The sequence below is a fragment of the Rathayibacter sp. AC451 genome (assembly GCF_979253095.1).
Genome location: NZ_CEEDBD010000001.1, coordinates 2,979,728 through 2,997,685 on the forward strand (window position 1 = coordinate 2,979,728; position 17,958 = coordinate 2,997,685).

The following is a 17,958-nucleotide window of genomic DNA, read 5'->3' on the forward strand; positions in this document are numbered from 1 at the left end:
ATCAGTAGCGGATGCCCTGGAGGTCCTTCGCCTCGAGCAGGTCGACGTTGTCCTTCGTGATCAGGCCCAGTCCGCCGGAGTTGATGTTGGCGGGGGAGAGGCCGAAGTCGAGGTTCAGCACGCCCTGCATCGCCGACTGGAAGCCCTGCACGTAGCCCTGCTGGTCGGCGGTCGCGAGGATGCGGCCCGACTTGATGCCGTCGACGACCTGGGTCGACGTGTCGAAGCCGATGATCGGGATCTCGACGCCCGCGGCGTCCTCGGCCGCGACAGCGTTGCGGTGCGGGGTGCCGCCCAGCGGGACCACGGCCTTCGCGTCGGGGTGGGCGGTGAGCCAGGAGGTCATCGCGTCGAGCGCGTCGGCGTCGGTGCCGGTGGTGCGGAGGTACTCGCCCTGCACGTCGATGCCGGCGGCGTCGATGGCGTCCTGGACGCCTCCGCCGCGCTGGATCGCGTAGTTCTGGTCGGGCTCCTCGGCGGCGAAGAGCACCTGGTCGCCGTCCTCGAGGCCGACCTGCTCGATCAGGGCCTCGCCCACGATCGTGCCGACCTCGCGGAAGTCCTGGCCCACGAATCCGGTGACGCAGTCGCCCGCGGACTCGGGCGCCGGCACGTTGTACGCGATGACCGTGATGCCCGCATCGTGTGCGTCGCAGGCGACCTGCACCCACTTCTCGCCCTCGTTGAACGGCATGAGGATCAGCGACGGGTCGGTCGCGATGGCGGTGTTGACGAGGTCGACCATCTTGTCGGGGTCGCCGTCGGCGGTCTGCGAGGTGAGGTCGAGGCCGCCGAGCTCGGCGGCGTCGGTCGCGCCCTTCTCGATCTGCGCCCAGAAGACGTCGCTGGCCGGGTTGTAGTAGGTGAAGAAGTAGGCGTTGCGGTTCTCGGCGCGGCTGCCGAGTCCGTCGGCGAGACCGCCCGCGGTGTCCGTCGAGGCCGCTCCGCCGCCGGTGCAGGCGGTGAGGAGGAGGGCGGCGGAGGCGGTGAGCGCGAGTGCGCCGGTGATCCGCGTCGTGTTCGAGAGCTTCACTTCGTCGTGTCCCTTCGGGTTCGCCGCGCGGATCGCTCCGCTCGGTGGTGGCGTCATCGCCGGGGCTCAAGCTAGTTCTCGCACCGCCTTGCGTCAATAGAATGTTCGGACATTCTGCTCCAAAGAGGATGAAGCGACTCGACCGGTGCGCTCGAGAGGACAGGTCGGGGGCGGCCGGTCCCTCGGAGGAGGCGCTCCGGCTGTCGGGAGCGAGCGGCCTCGGCCGGCGGGGCGCGCCCCGGACGTCAACCGCGGGGCAGGTCGCTCGAGGCCGCGGAGAGGGCGCGCGACTGCACGAGGCGCACGCGGGAGGCGACCCACCAGGTCCGCGAGAACGCGACGGCCTCCCCGGTCGCCGCGAGGCTGCTCCGCGCGGCCACGACGATCAGCGGAGTCGCCGACGGCACCTGCAGCACGCCCGCCTGCTCGCGCGACGCGGTATCGAGATCGAGCACCCCGTGCTCGACGAGCCGAGCGTCGCCCCCGACGGCGCTCGCCGCGGGCCGGTACGGGATCCACGCCTCCGTGAGCCCGATCGGCACGCCGTCGACGAGGTGGAGTCCGCTCGCCGAGTCGAGCAGCCCGCCGGTCGGGGTGGCGCCGAGGAGCGCGGCGAGGCTCGGCGGGAGGACGGGCGGCGGAGCGGGCACCTCCTCGGTGCGCGCCTCGCGGCCGGCGCCGAGCGCCTGCTCTCGCCAGGAGAGGGAGAGGTCGAGCCGCACCCGGGCGTCCGTCTGCGCGCCGACGTAGGTGCCGGAGCCGGGCCGCGTGACGACCCGGCCCTGCGCGGTCAGCTCGGCGATCGCCCGGCGCACCGTGACACGGCTCGCCCCGTACTGCTGGGCGAGCGCCGATTCGGCGGGCAGCCTCGCTCCGGGAGGCAGCTCGCCGGAGTCGAGGCGTCGCCGCAGATCGCGCAGCACCTGCCCCCACGCGGTCAGCGCGGAGCCGCGCTCGACCGGGTTCGCGGGCACGGCGCCTACGCGGAGGCGGGGACCGGGCGCGGCACCGCGAGCTCGCCGGTCAGGTACTGCGCCGCGCCGAAGCCGAAGGACCAGTCCTGCGGTCCGTTCTCGACGTAGCCGATGAAGACGCTGCTGCCGTCGACGCCGACCTCGGCGAGGCGCTCGGCGATGCGGGAGTAGAGCTGCTGCTTGATCTCGTCGGAGCGGCCGCGCTGCGTGAAGACGTGCACGACGACCACGTCGTCGGCCTCGCGCTCGAAGCCGAGCCCGGCGTCCTCGGCGATGATCTCGCCCTGCTCGTGCTGCGTGACGATCTGGAACCGGTCGCGCGGCGGGATGCCGTAGGTCTCGACGATGGCGGTGTGGATCGCGTCGGCGACGGCGCGGACGCCCTCGCGGCTGCGGCCACGGGTGAGGTCGATGCGGACGAGAGGCACGGAGAGCTCCTTTAGTAGCGGTAAGAATGTCCTTACATAGTACTTGTAGGAGCGTTCGACGAAAAGCGGACGCGTTAATTTTCCGCCGAAGGCGACTCTGAGGGTGTTTCCCTCCCTGGACGCCGGAGCCCCGTGGAGATCGGTCGACGTGAGGTCAGTGAGAGTCCGAGACGGGGAGAGGCGGATGTCGACGGCCGCGAGACCACGGCTGATCCGGCGTCATGCGAATTCGCGGTCGGGGCCGAAGGGAGCGGCGAGCGGCGTGAGCCACACCGAAGTGAGTGTCTACGCCTCCGATCGGACGCCTTGCGAGCTCGCGTCCGGTAACGGGCGGCAACCCAAAAAACTGCTTGTACACCCTCTTGCGGCCACCTAAATGAACGGAGTGCCGCAGAAGAGCAAAGTCATTGGGCGTTGGAGTCCCCTCGCGCTCATGAGGTCCTAAGTGTCGCAGATCAGGTCGGCATCTCTTCCGGACGCTCGCCTCGGTCGTCGCGTAAAGACTTTGCCGGCAGCGTACTAGCTTCCCGTTTCGGAGTCACAGCGAAGGCGCGCGTGACGCGCAACTCATAGTATTCAGTCCAAGACCCCTTGAACCTAATCGTCTCGAGAACGGTCGAAACTACCGTCTCGCTCGATATTCCGCGTCGCACCGTTTGCCCTGCAAGAGCCGCCTGGGCCAAGAAGAGACAGTAAGCGGACGCCCATTTCCCTTTGACGACGCCTTCGATCTCTCCACTCTTCCACATGCTGGTTATCAGACGTTCGACCTCCGAACGCTCGGAGTCGGAGACTTTCTGCGCCGCATTCAGTAGCTGCAGAAGTGTCTCGTGACGACTTTGGTCGAGCTCACCGAATTGAGCAAGATTGATCTGGGAGGGAGCGCGCATGCGCGTTGCAAGTTGTGGCGCACATAAGCAGGAAAGCAAACCGAGATTAATCCACTCCTTCCAACTTTCTGCGAGAGAGGCCAGCGGAGTGGAAAGTTCAACTTTTTTTGGGCGCAGTTGCTGCTTAGTGACGCCTAGTGCTGAACTCACTCCACGAACGACGTCGCCTCTTGCAAGGATCTCGGCTTCCACGTCGGCGTATTCGGTATAGATTATAGAAGGCGTGTCGACCGCGTTCCCACTTACGAGATCCAGATCTCGGTCCAACATTAAGAGTATGTAGCGGTAGCCGTCGCGATTTTCCTGAACGAGATGTCCCGTCTTGCTAAGTTCATGGTGAATTTGGAGGCCGTGAGGCTTCCCGCCTGCTGCTGTTCCATCAATAGATATTTGTTCTACAAGCCTTATGCTTGTACGTTTCTTCGAATTTGCAGGCAAGCGCCGGAACAGTCGTTCATAAAACGGCCTATCGTGGCTTCGCCCTTCTACCAACACCCACGTCTGCGTCCGGCTCATCCTGACGCGACGGGCGAAAACGCGCAAGTCTTGTGTCTGTTTCGTCATAGTTCGAAGATGTACCGATCCGGAACATCGACCTGGACTTCTGGGGAATGAGTCGCCAGTAGTAGCTGGCAGCTCGGATTAATACGACGCATGGACTCGACAAGTTGCTGCTGCCAATCCACGTGCAGTGACAATTCAGGTTCGTCAATCATCACGGTATTGTCGTCAGACGCTAGGGTCTCGAGAAGAATTTGCAGTAGCTGCTTCTCCCCTGACGAGAGAGCCTTTAGTGGAACAGGCCGCTTCGAGATCTGAACTTGCAGGACGGGCTCGGGCGACCGCTTCGTTGCTTCAAAGCTGATGTGCTTATTTCCGATGTACATTTCGTCGATAACGCTTTGAAACTCGCGTTGCGGTGCCAGAACACGCGCAGAGGCGGCTTGTACTCGTTCAATCTCCGACACGACCTCCTGATGTTCAAAAGAATTGGTGTACCGCCGCACAAATTCGTCGCGCCCGACTGCCAACACAATCTCCTGTTGGCGCAGGAACCCTTTGACAATCTCATACGCTTCTGAAGCGGGCCACTCTTTTTTCTGCGCCTCTAGATTACGGCCGCTACGGGCTCCGCCGAACAAAATGGCCAGGACGGCGGCTAGACCCTTCTGTTGGATGTCACGAATCCGTCGATTGCTGCGAGAGTTGTAGTCCGACCACCTTCGTCGCACTTGGCGAACGAAGACCTCGTCGGCGCTCGAGCTATCTCGGGAGCCGGTCGACGTTGACCAGCTGACTCCCTTTGATGCGCTACTTCGAGGCTCATCCGCGACACGAGAGATGGGCAGGTATGAGTGGACGATCTTGCGGCCCGCAAAAACTTCCTGAACTGATTTGTCAATAATCGCGTTTGAGTGCAGTTCGCTGGTGACAACCCAATGGCCCGACAGTCGTTCTGAGTTGTCGGTCACCCAGGGCTCATCATCATCGCCCGTCGCAAGGTAGTATTCGCGCGTTGCTTCCGATTCAGGCTTTACATCGCGCCTCACAAACTCACGACGAATCGACACACCAAATGAATCGTCGTAAATGTCCACAATCGCACGATCGAACGGCAAGTCCGAGAGGGATTCCGTTTCATTATTGAGAGCGGCGTGCAACACCTTCAACAGGGTGGTTTTACCACTTCCATTAAGTCCCAAAAAACATTGACATGTCTATCTAATCGTCTCGTAATCCGCGAGCTCCGGCCAGCGAGGCCGCTGATAGAAAACGAAACGATATGGGCCACTTAGTCCTCCATGACTTCGCTGAGGCGTCGTCGTACGATATCAAAAGTTGAAACTCACGGCACTTTTCACTTCCCGGCAACGTTTCGATGCACCGATCGAAGGAGGCGTGTCGCTGAGACGTTAGCTTTCGGCGCATCGTACCGGGCGATGCCCGTAGGGCCGGCACGGCGGGTTCAGGCGGTGTGCAGCAGCATCGCGAAAGCTAACCACCTGCGACGGTTTTGGTCAGTTTTCGAGGCAGACTGGTAGTTGCGCAAGGGAGTCGTGGTGACGCGGACCGGCTCCGCGCGCGTCTCGTGTTTCCAAGGGCGGGTTTGCTCGTCGAGGGGCGGTTGGCGCTGTCGTGACGACGGAAAGTCGGTTGGTGACGGAGCAGTCGTCCGTCTGTGGTTCCCCGCAGCCAAGACGTCACCTCCCTGCAACCTTGTACCCGCCCGAGCTCAGCCCCGTGCCCCCGCGACGAGCTCAGTGATCCGCGCGAGCTGGGCGCGCGACGTCGCCTCGGCCGTCTCGTCCTCGGCGAAGACGTTGGAGACCAGGATCGACTCCTCGCGGTCGAGGAACCCGTTCGTCGCGAGGGCGGCGAAGAGCTGCTCCCAGTCGACGTCGCCGTCGCCGATGGCCAGGTGCTGGTGCACGCGGGCGGCGTTGCCGGGCGGGTTCGAGATGTAGCGGAGGCCGTGGGAGCGGTGGTGGTCGAAGGTGTCGGCCGCGAAGACCGCGCCCAGCCTGTCTCCGGCCGCCGCGACGATGCCCTCGGCGTCGCCGCCGAGCCCGCCCAGGTGGAAGCTGTGCGCGCCGACGTAGACGAACCCGATGGCGGGGGAGTTGACGCCCCGCAGCACGCGCAGGGCCTCGCGGCCCTCCTCGACGAAGTCGTCGGGGTGCGGATCGACGTTCATCCGCACTCCCTCGCGCTCGAGGATCGGCACGAGCTCCTCCATCGAGCGGTAGAAGGAGTTCTCTGACTCCTCCTGCGCCTCGGGGCGGCCGCTGAACTCGGTGTTGATCACCGGCACACCAAGCTCGACCGCGATCTCGATCACGCGCTTGGCGTGGCTCACCGCGTACTGGCGCAGCGACTCGTCGGGGGAGGACCAGCGCAGCACCGGCTGCAGCGCGCAGATGCCGATGCCGGCGTCCGACACCGCCTTCTTCAGCGCGCCCACCAGCGCGTCGTCGGCGCGGGCGCGGCGGTGGAACGGGATGAAGTCGGGGTGCGGCGTCAGCTGCATCCACTCGTAGCCGAGGTCGGCGACGAGCCGCGGGAACTCCAGCAGCTCGTGCGTGCTGTGGAAGGGCGTGGGGTCGAGGGCGATCTTCACCATGGTCCGATCCTCACGCGTAGAACGCGGGCTGGGCGACGTACTCGACGGACTCGAGGGTGCCGTTCGTGATCGCGCGCACTCCCGCCTCGGCGGCGACGGTGGCGAGGTAGCCCTCCCACGCGGAGGGGCCGCCGATGCGACCGGCGCGCGCGGCGTCGACCCAGGCCTGGAACTCGGCGTCGTAGGCGGCGCTGAAGCGCTCCTTGAACGAGGGGTTCTCGGCCTGCGAGATGCGGCCGTCGAAGCGCTGCACGAGGCCGCGGGTGGCTCCGATGCTCGCGATGCCCTGCTCGAACACGGCCTCGGTGCTCACCTGGTAGCCGAAGCGCACGTTCACGTTCATCTCGACGTCGGCGAGGACGCCCGACTCGGTGTACAGCAGGGCGAGGATCGGATCGTTGAAGCCCGACGCGTTGAGCGAGTTGCGCTTGAGGTTCTTCACCTCGATGCCGACGATCTTCTCCCCGGTGAGGAAGTTGACGATGTCGATCTCGTGCACGACGGAGTCGCTGATGAGCATCGAGTTCGTGTACGTGTCGGGCACGGCGCCGTTGCGGTGGCGGTGGTGCGTGCCCAGCAGCGCGCCGAGCTCGCCGCCGCGGATCAGCTCCTGCAGCTGGATGTACTCGTCGTCGAAGCGGCGCATGAAGCCGACCTGGATGTAGGGGCGGTCGAGCTTCTGCTCGGCCTCGAGGATCCGCAGGGCGTCCTCGGAGTCCTCGGTGAGCGGCTTCTCGCAGAGGATCGCGAGCCGCGCCTCGAGCGCGGGCAGCAGCACGGGCACGTGGTACGGGCCGGGGGTGGCGATGACGACGGCGTCGATGAGGTCGCGGTCGATCGCCTCCTCGATGGTGGCGACGGCGACCGAGCCGGGGGCGAGGGCGGCCGCGGCCTGCGCCCGCTCCTCGAACGGCTCGATGATCGCGGTGACGGCGGCGTTCGAGATCTTCTGCGTGATGCGGCGGACGTGGTCCGAGCCCATCATGCCGGCGCCGACGACGGCGACGCGGAGGTCGCCGGAGGGGGTGGTGGTGTGCGTCATGGGTCTGGTTCTCCTTCGAAACGGGGGTGCCGGCGTCAGCGGACGCGGGCCATCGCGGTGCAGCCGAAGATGTGGCGGAACGTGCGCTCGGCGATCGGGCCGGGCACGTCGATGTCGACGCCGTACATGTCCTGCTCGACGATCGCGAAGATCTGCGGGTCGATCGTCGCGACCGCCTCGATGATCGGGGCGAACGCCGGGACGCCGTGCGGCGGCTCCGTCATGACGCCCTGGGCGACGGCGGTGGCGAACGGGGTGTCGTTCTTGAGCGCGGCGGCGAGGATGTCGGGCTCGACCTGCTTGAGGTGGAGGTAGCCGATCCGCTCGGGGTGCGCCTCGATGAGCTTCACGTTGTCGCCGAGGTAGTAGGCGAAGTGGCCGGTGTCGAGGCAGAGGTTCGTGTACGCGGCGTCGGTCTCGGCGAGGAAGCGCTCGACCTCGCGGTACGTGCCCACGTGGCTGTCGGCGTGCGAGTGGAACTGCTGCTTCATGCCGAACTCCTCGAGCAGCGCCTTGCCGAGCTGGTCGTGGCCCGCCGCGAGCTTCGCCCACTGCTCGTCGTCGAGGGTGCGCGACTCGAGCAGCTCGGTCGTCGCGTCCGAGCGCCAGAGGTCCGGGATCACGACGAGGTGCTCGGCGCCGAGCGTCGAGGCGAGGCCGGCGACGTCGAGGGCCTGGTCCCAGGCGCGCTTCCACTGGTCCTCGCCCTTGTGGAAGCCGGTGAAGACGGTGCCGGCCGAGAGCTTCAGGCCGCGCGAGCCCAGCTCGTCCTCGAGCTCGTGCGGATCGGTCGGCAGGTAGCCGAACGGACCGAGCTCGATCCACTCGTAGCCCGCCGCGACGACCTCATCGAGGAAGCGGCGCCACGGGATCTGGCCCGGGTCGTCGGGGAACCACACGCCCCACGAGTCGGGGGCGGTGCCGATGCGCAGGCCCTGCGCGGAGCCGGGGGTGGTCGAGTCGGTGCTCATGGAACGACGGTGTCCTTCGTGGTCGGTGCGGATCGGAGTCGGTGCTGTCGGCGTCGGTGCGGCGTCGAAGGGGGTCGGCGTCAGCCGAGCAGGGGGCGCTGGAGGCGGCGCTGCTCGACGTAGGCCTCGCGGGCCGTGATCGTCGAGTCGAGCGTGGCGACCTCCGAGACGGGGACGTCCCACCAGCCCTCGCCGTCGGGCGCGTAGAGCAGCGGGTCGCTGTGGATGTGGATGAGCGTCGTGGTGTCGGACGCCTTGGCGGCGGCGACGGCCGCGCGGAGGTCCGCGATCGCGTCCGGGCCGGGCTGGACCTCGATGGTGTCCACTCCGTAGCTGCGCGCGTTGGCGGCGAGGTCGACGGGCAGCACGTCGTTGCCCTGGAACAGCCCGCGCTCGTCCTGGTACCGGTACCAGGTGCCGAAGCGCTCGGAGCCGACGGTCTCGGAGAGGTGCCCGATCGACGCGTAGCCGTGGTTCTGGATGAGCACGACGATGATCTTGAGCCCCTCGGCCACCGCGGTCACCAGCTCGGTGTGCAGCATCAGGTAGGAGCCGTCGCCGACCATCACGATGGCGTCGCGGTCGGGAGCCGCGCGGCGCACGCCCAGGCCGCCCGCGATCTCGTAGCCCATGCACGAGAAGGCGTACTCGACGTGGTAACCGAGGCTGTCGCGCACCCGCCACAGCTTGTGCAGGTCGCCGGGGAGCGAGCCGGCGGCCTGGATCACGACGTCGCGCGGATCGGACGCCGACTGCACGGCGTGGATGATCTCGGTCTGGCCCGGCAGTTCGAGGCCCGAGGGGGCGAAGGCGCGGTCGACCGCGGCGTCCCAGGCGCCCTTCTCCTCCGCGGCGGTGCGCGCCCAGTCCTCGCTCACGCGCCAGCCCTCGAGTGCGCCGAGCAGCGCCTCGAGAGCCTCGCGCGCATCGGCGATGACGGGCAGCTGCGAGCCGTGCTTGTAGGCGTCGAACGACGCCACGTTGACGTTGACGAACGTGACGTCGGGGTTCTGGAAGGCGGTGCGGCTCGCGGTGGTGAAGTCGGAGTAGCGGGTGCCGACTCCGATGACCACATCGGCCTGCGCGGCGAGGCGGTTCGCGGCGGTCGTGCCGGTCGCTCCGATGCCGCCGAGGTACTGCGGGTGGTCCCAGTTCAGCGAGCCGCCGCCGGCCTGCGAGGTGCCGACCGGGATGCCGGTGGCCTCGACGAGCGCGCGGAGGGCGTCCTCGGCGCCGGAGTAGATCACTCCGCCGCCCGCGACGACGATCGGGTTCTTCGCCGAGCGGATCGCCTCGACGGCGCGCGCCAGCGGGCCCTTCTCGGGGAGCGGACGGCGCACGTGCCACTCGCGGGGCGCGAGGAACTCCTCCGGCACCTCGATCGTCTCGGCCTGGACGTCCTCGGGGAGGGCGATGGTCACGGCGCCGGTCTCGGCGGGGTCGGTCAGCACGCGCATCGCCGCGAGGGCGATCGAGAAGAGCTTCTCGGGGCGGTCGACGCGGTCGAAGAAGCGCGAGAGCGGACGGAACGCGTCGGTGACCTGCACGCTCGTGTCGTGCGGCAGCTCGATCTGCTGCAGCACCGGATCCGCGACGCGGGTCGCGAAGGTGTCGCTGGGCAGCAGCAGCGCGGGCAGGCGGTTCGTGGTGGCGAGAGCGGCTCCGGTGAGCATGTTCGCGGCGCCGGGGCCGACGGACGCGGCGCTGGCGAAGGTGGAGCGGCGGCGGCGCATGCGCGCCCAGCCGACCGACTGGTGCACCATGGCCTGCTCGTTGCGGGCCTGGTGGTACGGCATCACGCCGGGCTGCTCGGCCTCGAACTGCTTCAGCGCCTGGCCGATGCCGGCGACGTTGCCGTGCCCGAAGATGCCGAACGTGCCGGCGATGGTGCGCTCGCGGTGGTCTCCGTCGACCGTCCACTGGTTCGCGAGGAACTCGATCAGCGCCTGGCTGACCGTCATCCGCCTCGTGGTGCTCATGTGCAGGGTGTCCTTCTTCGTCGAGGGTGGGGGAGTCAGCGGTCGTCGGAGTGGCGCTCGTAGGGGAGGCGCGGATCGACGTCCTGGCCCTCCCAGGTGGCGCGGATCCAGCCGTGGGCCGGGTCGTCCGAGATGTGCCAGACGCGGTCGGGGTCGGGCCCCGCCATCACGTTCAAGTAGTAGAGGTCGTAGCCGGGAGCCGCGACGCAGGGGCCGTGCCAGCCGTACGGGAGCAGGGCGATGTCGCCCGTGCGCACCTCGGCCAGCACGTCGATCTCGCCGGCGGGGGAGGAGTAGGTGCGCAGGAATCCGAACGGGTCGGCCTGCTCCGGGGCGTCGAGCCCCTTCGAGACGGCGGTCTCGAAGTAGTAGATCTCCTCGAGCCGCGACTCCCGGCCCGGGACGAGCTCGTCGTGCTTGTGCGGCGGGTAGCTCGACCAGTTCTCGGCCGGAGTGATGACCTCGCAGACGATGAAACGGCCGGCCTCGAGGGACTGCGGCGTGCCGAAGTTGTGCACCTGCCGGCTCGACCGGCCGGCGCCGCGCAGCTCGACCGGCACCTCCGCGCGGGTGATGTGGCGGCTCGGGTGCACCTCGGTGGTGGGCGCCTCGGCCACGGCGACGCGCCCTGCCCCTCGAGCGTCGCGGAGGCGAGGCTCGAGAGGTAGAGGACGTCGCTCGGACCGTCGAAGACCGAGGCCCGACCCTCCAGCAGGGTGGTCTCCGACGGGCCCGAGCTCTGGTGCCGGACCGTGAACGATCCGGACAGGGGGACGACGAGGCGCTCCACGCCGTCGGCGGGCAGCTCGAGCTCGACGCCCGCGGTGAGGTCGGCGACGCGCAGGCCGGTGTGCTGCCAGCCGGGGCGGGAGTCGTCGACGACGGACTCCCACCCGTCGCGCGCGAGGGCGCCCTTCCGGAACACCCAGTCGTTCTGCGTGGTCATGTGCGGGCCTTCCGTGGAGGGGTGGTGGGTGGGAGTCGAGGGCTGGGGTCTCGATACGCCGCCTGCGGCGGCTACTCGACCAGCAGCTTGCTTGCTGGCCGATGCGGCGGGCTGCCTCTCGCTGATCGAGCAGCCCGCGGAGCGGGCGTCTCGAGATCCACCCTCCTGGTGACGGGGGTCTCGATACGCCGCCTGCGGCGGCTACTCGACCAGCAGGGGGTGCGCGAGCGCAACCGGCGATCCGCGTGTCAGCGGATCGTCGTGCGCGGACGCAGGACGCTCTGCGGAACCCTGCCCCCTGCCCCGCCGACCGCGGCTGATCGACGAGCGCAGCGAGGAGGGAGGCTCAGGAACTCAGTTCTGCGGGAAGCCCAGGTTGATGCCGCCGTGCGAGGGGTCCAGCCAGCGCGACGTGATCGCCTTCTGCTGGGTGAAGAAGCGCACCCCCTCCGCGCCGTGGGCCTTGGTGTCGCCGAACAGGGACGACTTCCAGCCGCCGAACGAGAACGTCGCGACGGGGACCGGGATCGGGACGTTGATGCCGATCATGCCCACCTGGACCTCGTTCTGGAAGCGGCGGGCCGCTCCTCCGTCGTTCGTGAAGATCGCCGTTCCGTTGCCGAACGCGCCCCCGTTGATGAGCTCCACGCCCTCTTCGTAGGTGCCCACGCGGACGATCGAGAGCACCGGTCCGAAGATCTCCTCGGTGTACGCGCGCGATGTGGTCGGGACCTTGTCGAGCAGCGTCGGTCCGAGCCAGAACCCGTTCGGGTCGCCGTCGACCTCGATGCCGCGGCCGTCGATGACGACCTCCGCCCCGTCCTCCTCGGCGATCGCGATGTACGAGGCGACCTTGTCGCGGTGCACCTCGGTGACCAGCGGGCCCATGTCGCAGCCGCGGCGCCCGTCGCCGATGCGCAGCTTGGCGGCGCGGTCCTGGATCTTCGAGATGAGCTCGTCGGCGACGGGCTCGACGGCGACGACGACCGAGATCGCCATGCACCGCTCGCCCGCCGAGCCGAACCCGGCGTTGATGGCGGAGTCGGCGACCAGGTCGAGATCGGCGTCGGGAAGCACCAGCATGTGGTTCTTCGCCCCGCCCAGCGCCTGCACGCGCTTGCCGTGCTTGGTCCCGGTCTCGTAGACGTACTGGGCGATCGGAGTGGATCCGACGAACGAGATCGAGCGGACGTCGGGGTGCGTGAGCAGCCCGTCGACGGCCTGCTTGTCGCCGTTGAGCACCGTGAAGACGCCGTCGGGGAGCCCGGCCTCCTTCCACAGCTGCGCCATCCAGATCGCGGCGGTCGGGTCCTTCTCGGACGGCTTGAGGATCACCGTGTTGCCGGCGGCGATGGCGATGGGGAAGAACCACATCGGCACCATGGCGGGGAAGTTGAACGGCGAGATGATGCCGACCACGCCGAGGGGCTGCTTGGTCGAGTAGACGTCGACTCCCGTGGAGACCTGCTCGGAGTACTCGCCCTTGAGGTGGTGAGCCAGGCCGGTCGCGAACTCCACGACCTCCTGGCCGCGGGTGATCTCGCCGAGCGCGTCCGAGACGACCTTGCCGTGCTCGGACGTGATGATGTCGGCGAGCTCGCCCTTCTTGGCCTCGAGCAGCTCGCGGAAGCGGAAGAGGATCTGCTGGCGCTTGGCGAGCGACAGGTCGCGCCAGGCGGGGAAGGCGGCCTTCGCCGAGGCGATGGCGGCCTCGATCTCGGCGTCGTCGGCCAGCGCGACCTCCTTGGTCGCGACTCCGAGCGCCGGGTCGAAGACGGGAGCGGTGCGGCCCGACGTCGAGGGGGACTCGCGGCCGTCGATCCAGTGCGGCACGACGGGGAGCTGGTGGAGGGGAGTGGTCCCCGTGGTCTCGGACATGGTTCCTGCTTCTCTTCTCGAAAGTGGGGAGGGGTCAGCCGTGCACGAGGGCGGCGGCGGTGTCGACTGCGGCCGCGACGTCGCCGTCGGCCGGGTAGAGGAGGGTGCGGCCGACGACGAGGCCGCGGACCCCGGGCAGCGCGAGCGCCGCATCCCACGACGCGTACGTCTCGTCGGGGCTGCCCGTCGGGTCGCCGCCCAGGAGGAGGGTGGGCAGCGTCGTCGACGCCATCACCCGCTCCATCTCGGGGACGACCGGGAGCTTCAGCCACGAGTAGGCGGACGTGTTGCCCAGGCCGGCGGCGACGGCGATCGAGGTGATCACGGCCTCCGGGGAGAGGTCGTTCTGCACCGCTCCGTTCGCCCAGCGGCTGAGGAACGGCTCGAGCATGATCGGCACCTGCGCGGCAGCGGCGGCGTCGACCGCGCGGGCGGTGGCCTCGATGGTCGCGACCGTGGCGAAGTCGGCGAGGTTGATGCGGATGAGCAGCTTCGCGAAGTCGATGCCCGACGCGACGATGCTCGGCACGTCGTAGCCGGTGAAGCGGTCGTCCATCTCGAAGCGGGCGCCCTTGAGGCCGCCGCGGTTCATCGATCCGACGACCACCTTGCCCTCGAGGGCGCCCAGCAGCGCGAGGTCCTCGATGATGTCGGGCGTGCCGAGCACGCCGTCGACTCCGGGCCGCTCGAGGGCGGTCACGAGGCGGGCGAGCAGCTCGTAGCGGTCGGCCATGGCGGTCGGGTCGTCGCGGACTCCCAGCGCACCGCGCGCCGGGTGGTCGGCCGCGACGATGAAGAGCTTGCCGTCCTCGGCGAGCAGCGGCCGCCGGGCGCGGTCGCGGACCCGCGGCAGCACGGTCTCGGGGGCGGTGGTCCTGATCTCGCGCAGCGACGCGAAGTCGAGAGCGGAGAGGGTGTCAGGCAGGGACATTCGAGATGCTCCTCACGATGTCGGCGACCTCGTCGGTGGTGGGCATGGCGGTGGAGCACTCGCGGCGGCTCGCGACGATCGCTCCGGCGACGTTGGCGAAGCGGAGCACCTCCTCGAGCGACCAGTCCTGGAGGAGGCCGTGGCAGAGGGCGCCGCCGAAGCTGTCGCCGGCGCCGAGCCCGTTCACCACGTCGACCGGGTAGGGGGCGACCTCGACGGTCTCGTCGCGGGTCTTGGCGAGCACGCCGCGCGGGCCCTGCTTGACGATCGCGAGGTCGAGCCCGCGGTCGAGCAGCGCGTCGGCGGCGCGGTGCGGGTCGGTCTCGCCGACCGCGATCTCGCACTCCTCGCGGTTGCCGACCGCCACGCTCACGCGCTCGAGTGCGCGGGACACCTCGCGGCGCGCGATCTCGGGCGACTTCCAGAACATGGGGCGGTAGTCGAGGTCGAGGATCGTGAGCGGGCGGCGGCCGCGCGCCTCCCAGGCCGTGTGGTGCGCGGTGCGGCTCGGATCCTCCGAGAGGCCGGTGACGGTGGACCAGTAGATGCGGGCCCGGGCGATCGAGTCGAGGTCGAGCTCGTTCACGTTGATCACGAGGTCCGGCGCCTTGGGAGCGCGGTAGAAGTAGAGCGGGAAGTCGTCCGGCGGGAAGATCTCGCAGAACGTGACGGGGGTGTTCAGTCCCGACACGGTGCGGACGAAGCGGGCGGAGGCGCCGAGTCGCTCGAGCTCGCGCGAGACGAAGCGTCCGAACGGGTCGTCGCCGGTGCGGGTGATGATGCCGGCCTTCAGGCCGTGCTTCGCGGCCGCCACCGTGACGTTCGCCGCGCTGCCGCCGAGGTACTTGCCGAAGGTCTCGACGTCCTCGAGGCCCACGCCGTCCTGGAGCGGGTAGATGTCGACGCCGGAGCGGCCGATCGTGATCAGGTCGAAGGGCGCGTTCGCCTCGCTGTGCTCGGTCATACTTCGCTGTACAACTTCCTGCCCGGGGTCCTCCCGGGCGTCTCGTCGTCGTCGCGGTGATCGCGATCCTGGTGGAGCAGTCAGCCTTTGTGCTGACATATGCACGACGTTACAGCAGAACGCCTCCGCTGTCACGCACCGTCGGCACCCTGCTCGACGAGCGCCACCGTGCGGCCCAGGCGGTCGCTCTCGCGGGCCGCGTCGAGCACCTCCAGCGTCGCGACGGCCTCGAGAGCGGGCACGGGCTCGGGCCCGCGACCCTCGACCGCCGCGGCGAACCTCCGGTAGAACTCGGCGTAGTCGCCCTTCTCGGAGCGGACGCGCTCGGTCCCCGCGGCGGTCGAGAGGACGCCCCAGCGGTCCTCGCTCTCGTACCCCCATCCGTCCGGATCGTCGGCGGGTCGGCGTCCGGCGAAGACCGCCTGCGCCTGCACATCGGTGCCGTCGGAGCGGTAGCCGCCGAGCGATCCGTAGGCGACGAACTCGCGCTGGCTGAGGTGGTGCAGCTTGCTCGAGGAGATGCTCGAGGTCGCACCGCCGACGTGGTCGATCGTCACCAGGAAGCCGGCGTCGGTCCGCGCGCCGGGCTCGCCCACGTGGTCCAGCCGCGCGGTCACCGTGACGGCCGGGCCGAGCAGGTGGAGCATCTGATCGACGACGTGGCTGCCGACGTCGCGGAGCATCCCGCCGAACGGCCCGCGGTCGAGTCCGTCGGCGTCGTCGAGGTCGAAGCGGGAGCTCACGCGCCACACCTCGCCCAGGCGCCCGGAGGCGAGGACCGCCTCGAGGGTGCGCACGTCGGCGTCGAAGCGCCGGTTGTGGAACACGTTCAGCACCACTCCGGCCCCGGCGGCGGCCTCAGCGAGGGCGCGCCCGTCGGCCGCGGTCGGTGCGAACGGCTTGTCGGCCACCACGTGCACGCCCGCCGCGATCGCCTCGAGCACGAGCTCGCGCCGCGTCTCGGGCGGAGTGGTGATGGTGACGGCGTCGACGCCCGATGCCAGCAGCTCGGCCTGGCTCGAGAAGAGGGGGACCCCGGGGAGCTCCTGCTCGGCCTGAGCGCGACGCCGGGGCGATCGGGCGACGACGCCGACCAGATCGACCCCCTCGGCGACGCGGAGGAAGGGGGCGTGGAAGAAGCGGCCGCCCGTGCCGTAGCCGACGAGTCCGATGCGCATGGTTCCCTCTTCCCCGCGGGAGCGACCTGGCCGCTCGATGTCAGCCAAAGCATAATGTCTGGACATTAAGTGCTGCCGATGCCTACACTGGCGGCACTCGCCCGAGGCGACTCCCCGCGATCGGCTGTGCAACTCCCGGCCCCGACGCCGCCGTCCCCGCCTGCGGTCCGACTTCTCAGCAAAGGACGAACAATGTCGTTGTCATCAGCACCTCCCGCTCGGCGCCAGGGCGCGTCCCGCGGCTACCTCACGCGGCTGACCATCATCTCGACCCTCGGCGGTCTCCTCTTCGGCTACGACACCGGGGTCATCTCCGGCGCCCTGCTCTACATGAAGGACGCGCTCGAGATGAGCTCGGTCGAGGAGGCGCTGGTCGTCTCCTCGCTGCTGTTCCCCGGAGCGGCGGGAGGCGCCCTGATCGGCGGCCGCCTCGCCGACAAGCTCGGCCGCCGCGGAACTCTCCTGGTCTGCAGCGTGCTCTTCCTGATCGGCGCGATCAGCTGCGCGCTGGCTCCGAACGTGCCGCTGATGATCCTCGCCCGCGTCATCCTGGGCCTCGGAGTCGGCGCCGCCGCCGTCACCGTGCCGCTGTACCTGGCCGAGATGGCCCCGGCGAACCGCCGCGGCCGCATGGTCACCATCAACGAGCTGATGATCGTGACCGGTCAGATGGCCGCGTTCGCCATCAACGCTCTGCTCGACGCCCTCATCCAGGACTCGGGAGTGTGGCGCGTGATGCTCGCGGTGGCGTCGATCCCCGCGATCGCTCTGCTGATCGGCATGCTCGTGCTGCCGGAGTCGCCGCGCTGGTTCGCGATCCAGGGTCGCCTGGCCGATTCCAAGCGGATCCTCGACCTCAGTCGCGAGCCCGAGGAGTCCGCCCGGGAGTACGACGAGATCGCCGAGTCCTCCCGCCTCGCGGGCAAGGAGAAGGGCCGCGCGCTGCGCGACCTGCGCGAGAACCGCTGGATGCGGCGACTGCTCTACGTCGGCTGCGGTCTGGCGACCGTGCAGCAGGCCACGGGCATCAACACGGTCAACTACTACGCGCCGACGATCCTCGAGAGCAGCGGGCTGGGGGTGAGCGCCGCGCTGGTGGCGACCATCGGAGTGGGCGTGACGTCGGTGGTCACGACGATCCTCGGCATCGTGCTGCTGGGCTACATCGGCCGCCGGAAGATGCTCATCATCGGGTTCTCGGGCGTGGTCGGAGCGCAGGCGCTGCTGGCGATCATCTTCACGCTGCCCCAGTCCGATGCGGTCAGCTACCTCATCCTCGCCGCGATGATGCTCTTCGTCGCCTTCGTGCAGTGCTTCATCGGCACGTGCGTGTGGCTGCTGCTCTCCGAGATCTTCCCGCTCGCGATCCGCGGCTTCGCGATGGGCATCGCGGTGTTCGTGCTCTGGACCGTCAACGCCGTCATCTCGTTCGCGTTCCCGATCGTGAACGCCGCGCTGGGCTCGACGGGCACCTTTGCGCTCTTCGTGGCGATCAACCTCGTGTCGCTGTTCTTCGTCTTCAAGGTCGTGCCTGAGACCAAGGGGCGCTCGCTCGAGGACATCGAGACCGACTTCCGCACGCAGGCGATCCCGGTCGTGGAGCCCGCGCGCCGCTGACGCCGG

The 17,958-nt window shown here is 68.6% G+C and carries 14 protein-coding genes and 1 pseudogene; 1 reads left to right on the forward strand and 14 read right to left on the reverse strand.

Annotated features, from left to right (window positions below; genetic code table 11):
- Nucleotide 1 precedes the first annotated feature (1 nt).
- The 14 genes and pseudogenes from AC0CID_RS14245 to AC0CID_RS14310 form a co-directional block, all read right to left on the reverse strand.
- Nucleotides 2-1,033, reverse strand: coding sequence for a substrate-binding domain-containing protein (locus AC0CID_RS14245; RefSeq protein WP_465227308.1), 1,032 nt, complete (start codon nucleotides 1,031-1,033; stop codon nucleotides 2-4).
- A 245-nt stretch (nucleotides 1,034-1,278) separates the two neighbouring features.
- A complete protein-coding gene (locus AC0CID_RS14250; RefSeq protein ID WP_465227309.1) occupies nucleotides 1,279-2,007 on the reverse strand; it encodes a GntR family transcriptional regulator in 729 nt (242 codons plus the stop codon).
- A gap of 5 nt (nucleotides 2,008-2,012) precedes the next feature.
- Nucleotides 2,013-2,435, reverse strand: coding sequence for a tautomerase family protein (locus AC0CID_RS14255; protein WP_465227310.1), 423 nt, complete (start codon nucleotides 2,433-2,435; stop codon nucleotides 2,013-2,015).
- A 455-nt stretch (nucleotides 2,436-2,890) separates the two neighbouring features.
- On the reverse strand, nucleotides 2,891-3,889 hold the full coding sequence (locus AC0CID_RS14260; protein ID WP_465227311.1) for a hypothetical protein: 999 nt from the start codon (nucleotides 3,887-3,889) through the stop codon (nucleotides 2,891-2,893).
- Nucleotides 3,886-4,989, reverse strand: a complete 1,104-nt coding sequence (locus AC0CID_RS14265) for an AAA family ATPase (RefSeq protein WP_465227312.1) — start codon at nucleotides 4,987-4,989, stop codon at nucleotides 3,886-3,888. Before AC0CID_RS14265 ends, AC0CID_RS14260 begins: the two co-directional genes overlap by 4 nt.
- Before the next feature lie 569 nt (nucleotides 4,990-5,558).
- Nucleotides 5,559-6,443: a sugar phosphate isomerase/epimerase family protein gene (locus AC0CID_RS14270; protein ID WP_465228111.1), complete on the reverse strand. Its 885-nt coding sequence runs from the start codon at nucleotides 6,441-6,443 to the stop codon at nucleotides 5,559-5,561.
- A 13-nt stretch (nucleotides 6,444-6,456) separates the two neighbouring features.
- Nucleotides 6,457-7,488, reverse strand: coding sequence for a Gfo/Idh/MocA family protein (locus tag AC0CID_RS14275; protein WP_465227313.1), 1,032 nt, complete (start codon nucleotides 7,486-7,488; stop codon nucleotides 6,457-6,459).
- Nucleotides 7,489-7,523: 35 nt separating this feature from the next.
- Nucleotides 7,524-8,459, reverse strand: a complete 936-nt coding sequence (locus AC0CID_RS14280; RefSeq protein ID WP_465227314.1) for a sugar phosphate isomerase/epimerase family protein — start codon at nucleotides 8,457-8,459, stop codon at nucleotides 7,524-7,526.
- Nucleotides 8,460-8,539: 80 nt separating this feature from the next.
- On the reverse strand, nucleotides 8,540-10,438 hold the full coding sequence (gene iolD, locus AC0CID_RS14285) for a 3D-(3,5/4)-trihydroxycyclohexane-1,2-dione acylhydrolase (decyclizing) (protein ID WP_465227315.1): 1,899 nt from the start codon (nucleotides 10,436-10,438) through the stop codon (nucleotides 8,540-8,542).
- Nucleotides 10,439-10,473: 35 nt separating this feature from the next.
- A pseudogene (iolB, locus tag AC0CID_RS14290) lies at nucleotides 10,474-11,384 on the reverse strand (5-deoxy-glucuronate isomerase).
- 354 nt (nucleotides 11,385-11,738) lie between these two features.
- Complete coding sequence (locus AC0CID_RS14295) at nucleotides 11,739-13,262, reverse strand: CoA-acylating methylmalonate-semialdehyde dehydrogenase (RefSeq protein WP_465227316.1); 1,524 nt, start codon at nucleotides 13,260-13,262, stop codon at nucleotides 11,739-11,741.
- A gap of 34 nt (nucleotides 13,263-13,296) precedes the next feature.
- Nucleotides 13,297-14,193 (reverse strand): class I fructose-bisphosphate aldolase, encoded by an 897-nt coding sequence (locus AC0CID_RS14300; protein WP_465227317.1) that lies wholly within the window; start codon nucleotides 14,191-14,193, stop codon nucleotides 13,297-13,299.
- Nucleotides 14,180-15,157, reverse strand: coding sequence for a 5-dehydro-2-deoxygluconokinase (gene iolC, locus AC0CID_RS14305; protein ID WP_251945708.1), 978 nt, complete (start codon nucleotides 15,155-15,157; stop codon nucleotides 14,180-14,182). Before iolC ends, AC0CID_RS14300 begins: the two co-directional genes overlap by 14 nt.
- Nucleotides 15,158-15,288: 131 nt before the next feature.
- The gene (locus tag AC0CID_RS14310) at nucleotides 15,289-16,335 is read right to left on the reverse strand and encodes a Gfo/Idh/MocA family oxidoreductase (RefSeq protein ID WP_465227318.1); all 1,047 of its coding nucleotides are present in this window, start codon (nucleotides 16,333-16,335) and stop codon (nucleotides 15,289-15,291) included.
- A gap of 192 nt (nucleotides 16,336-16,527) precedes the next feature.
- Between AC0CID_RS14310 and AC0CID_RS14315 the strand changes: the two genes are divergently transcribed.
- Nucleotides 16,528-17,952 carry a sugar porter family MFS transporter gene (locus AC0CID_RS14315; protein WP_465227320.1) on the forward strand — a complete coding sequence of 475 codons (1,425 nt, stop codon included), beginning with the start codon at nucleotides 16,528-16,530 and terminating at the stop codon, nucleotides 17,950-17,952.
- Nucleotides 17,953-17,958: the final 6 nt, after the last annotated feature.

What these genes read in the sequence shown, in the direction of transcription:
- AC0CID_RS14260 (WP_465227311.1), bottom strand. Translation starts at nt 3,889, where the DNA reads ATGACGAAACAGACACAAGACTTGCGCGTTTTCGCCCGTCGCGTCAGG.
- AC0CID_RS14275 (WP_465227313.1), bottom strand. Translation starts at nt 7,488, where the DNA reads ATGACGCACACCACCACCCCCTCCGGCGACCTCCGCGTCGCCGTCGTC.
- AC0CID_RS14280 (WP_465227314.1), bottom strand. Translation starts at nt 8,459, where the DNA reads ATGAGCACCGACTCGACCACCCCCGGCTCCGCGCAGGGCCTGCGCATC.
- iolD (WP_465227315.1), bottom strand. Translation starts at nt 10,438, where the DNA reads ATGAGCACCACGAGGCGGATGACGGTCAGCCAGGCGCTGATCGAGTTC.
- AC0CID_RS14295 (WP_465227316.1), bottom strand. Translation starts at nt 13,262, where the DNA reads ATGTCCGAGACCACGGGGACCACTCCCCTCCACCAGCTCCCCGTCGTG.
- AC0CID_RS14300 (WP_465227317.1), bottom strand. Translation starts at nt 14,193, where the DNA reads ATGTCCCTGCCTGACACCCTCTCCGCTCTCGACTTCGCGTCGCTGCGC.
- iolC (WP_251945708.1), bottom strand. Translation starts at nt 15,157, where the DNA reads ATGACCGAGCACAGCGAGGCGAACGCGCCCTTCGACCTGATCACGATC.
- AC0CID_RS14310 (WP_465227318.1), bottom strand. Translation starts at nt 16,335, where the DNA reads ATGCGCATCGGACTCGTCGGCTACGGCACGGGCGGCCGCTTCTTCCAC.
- AC0CID_RS14315 (WP_465227320.1), top strand. Translation starts at nt 16,528, where the DNA reads ATGTCGTTGTCATCAGCACCTCCCGCTCGGCGCCAGGGCGCGTCCCGC.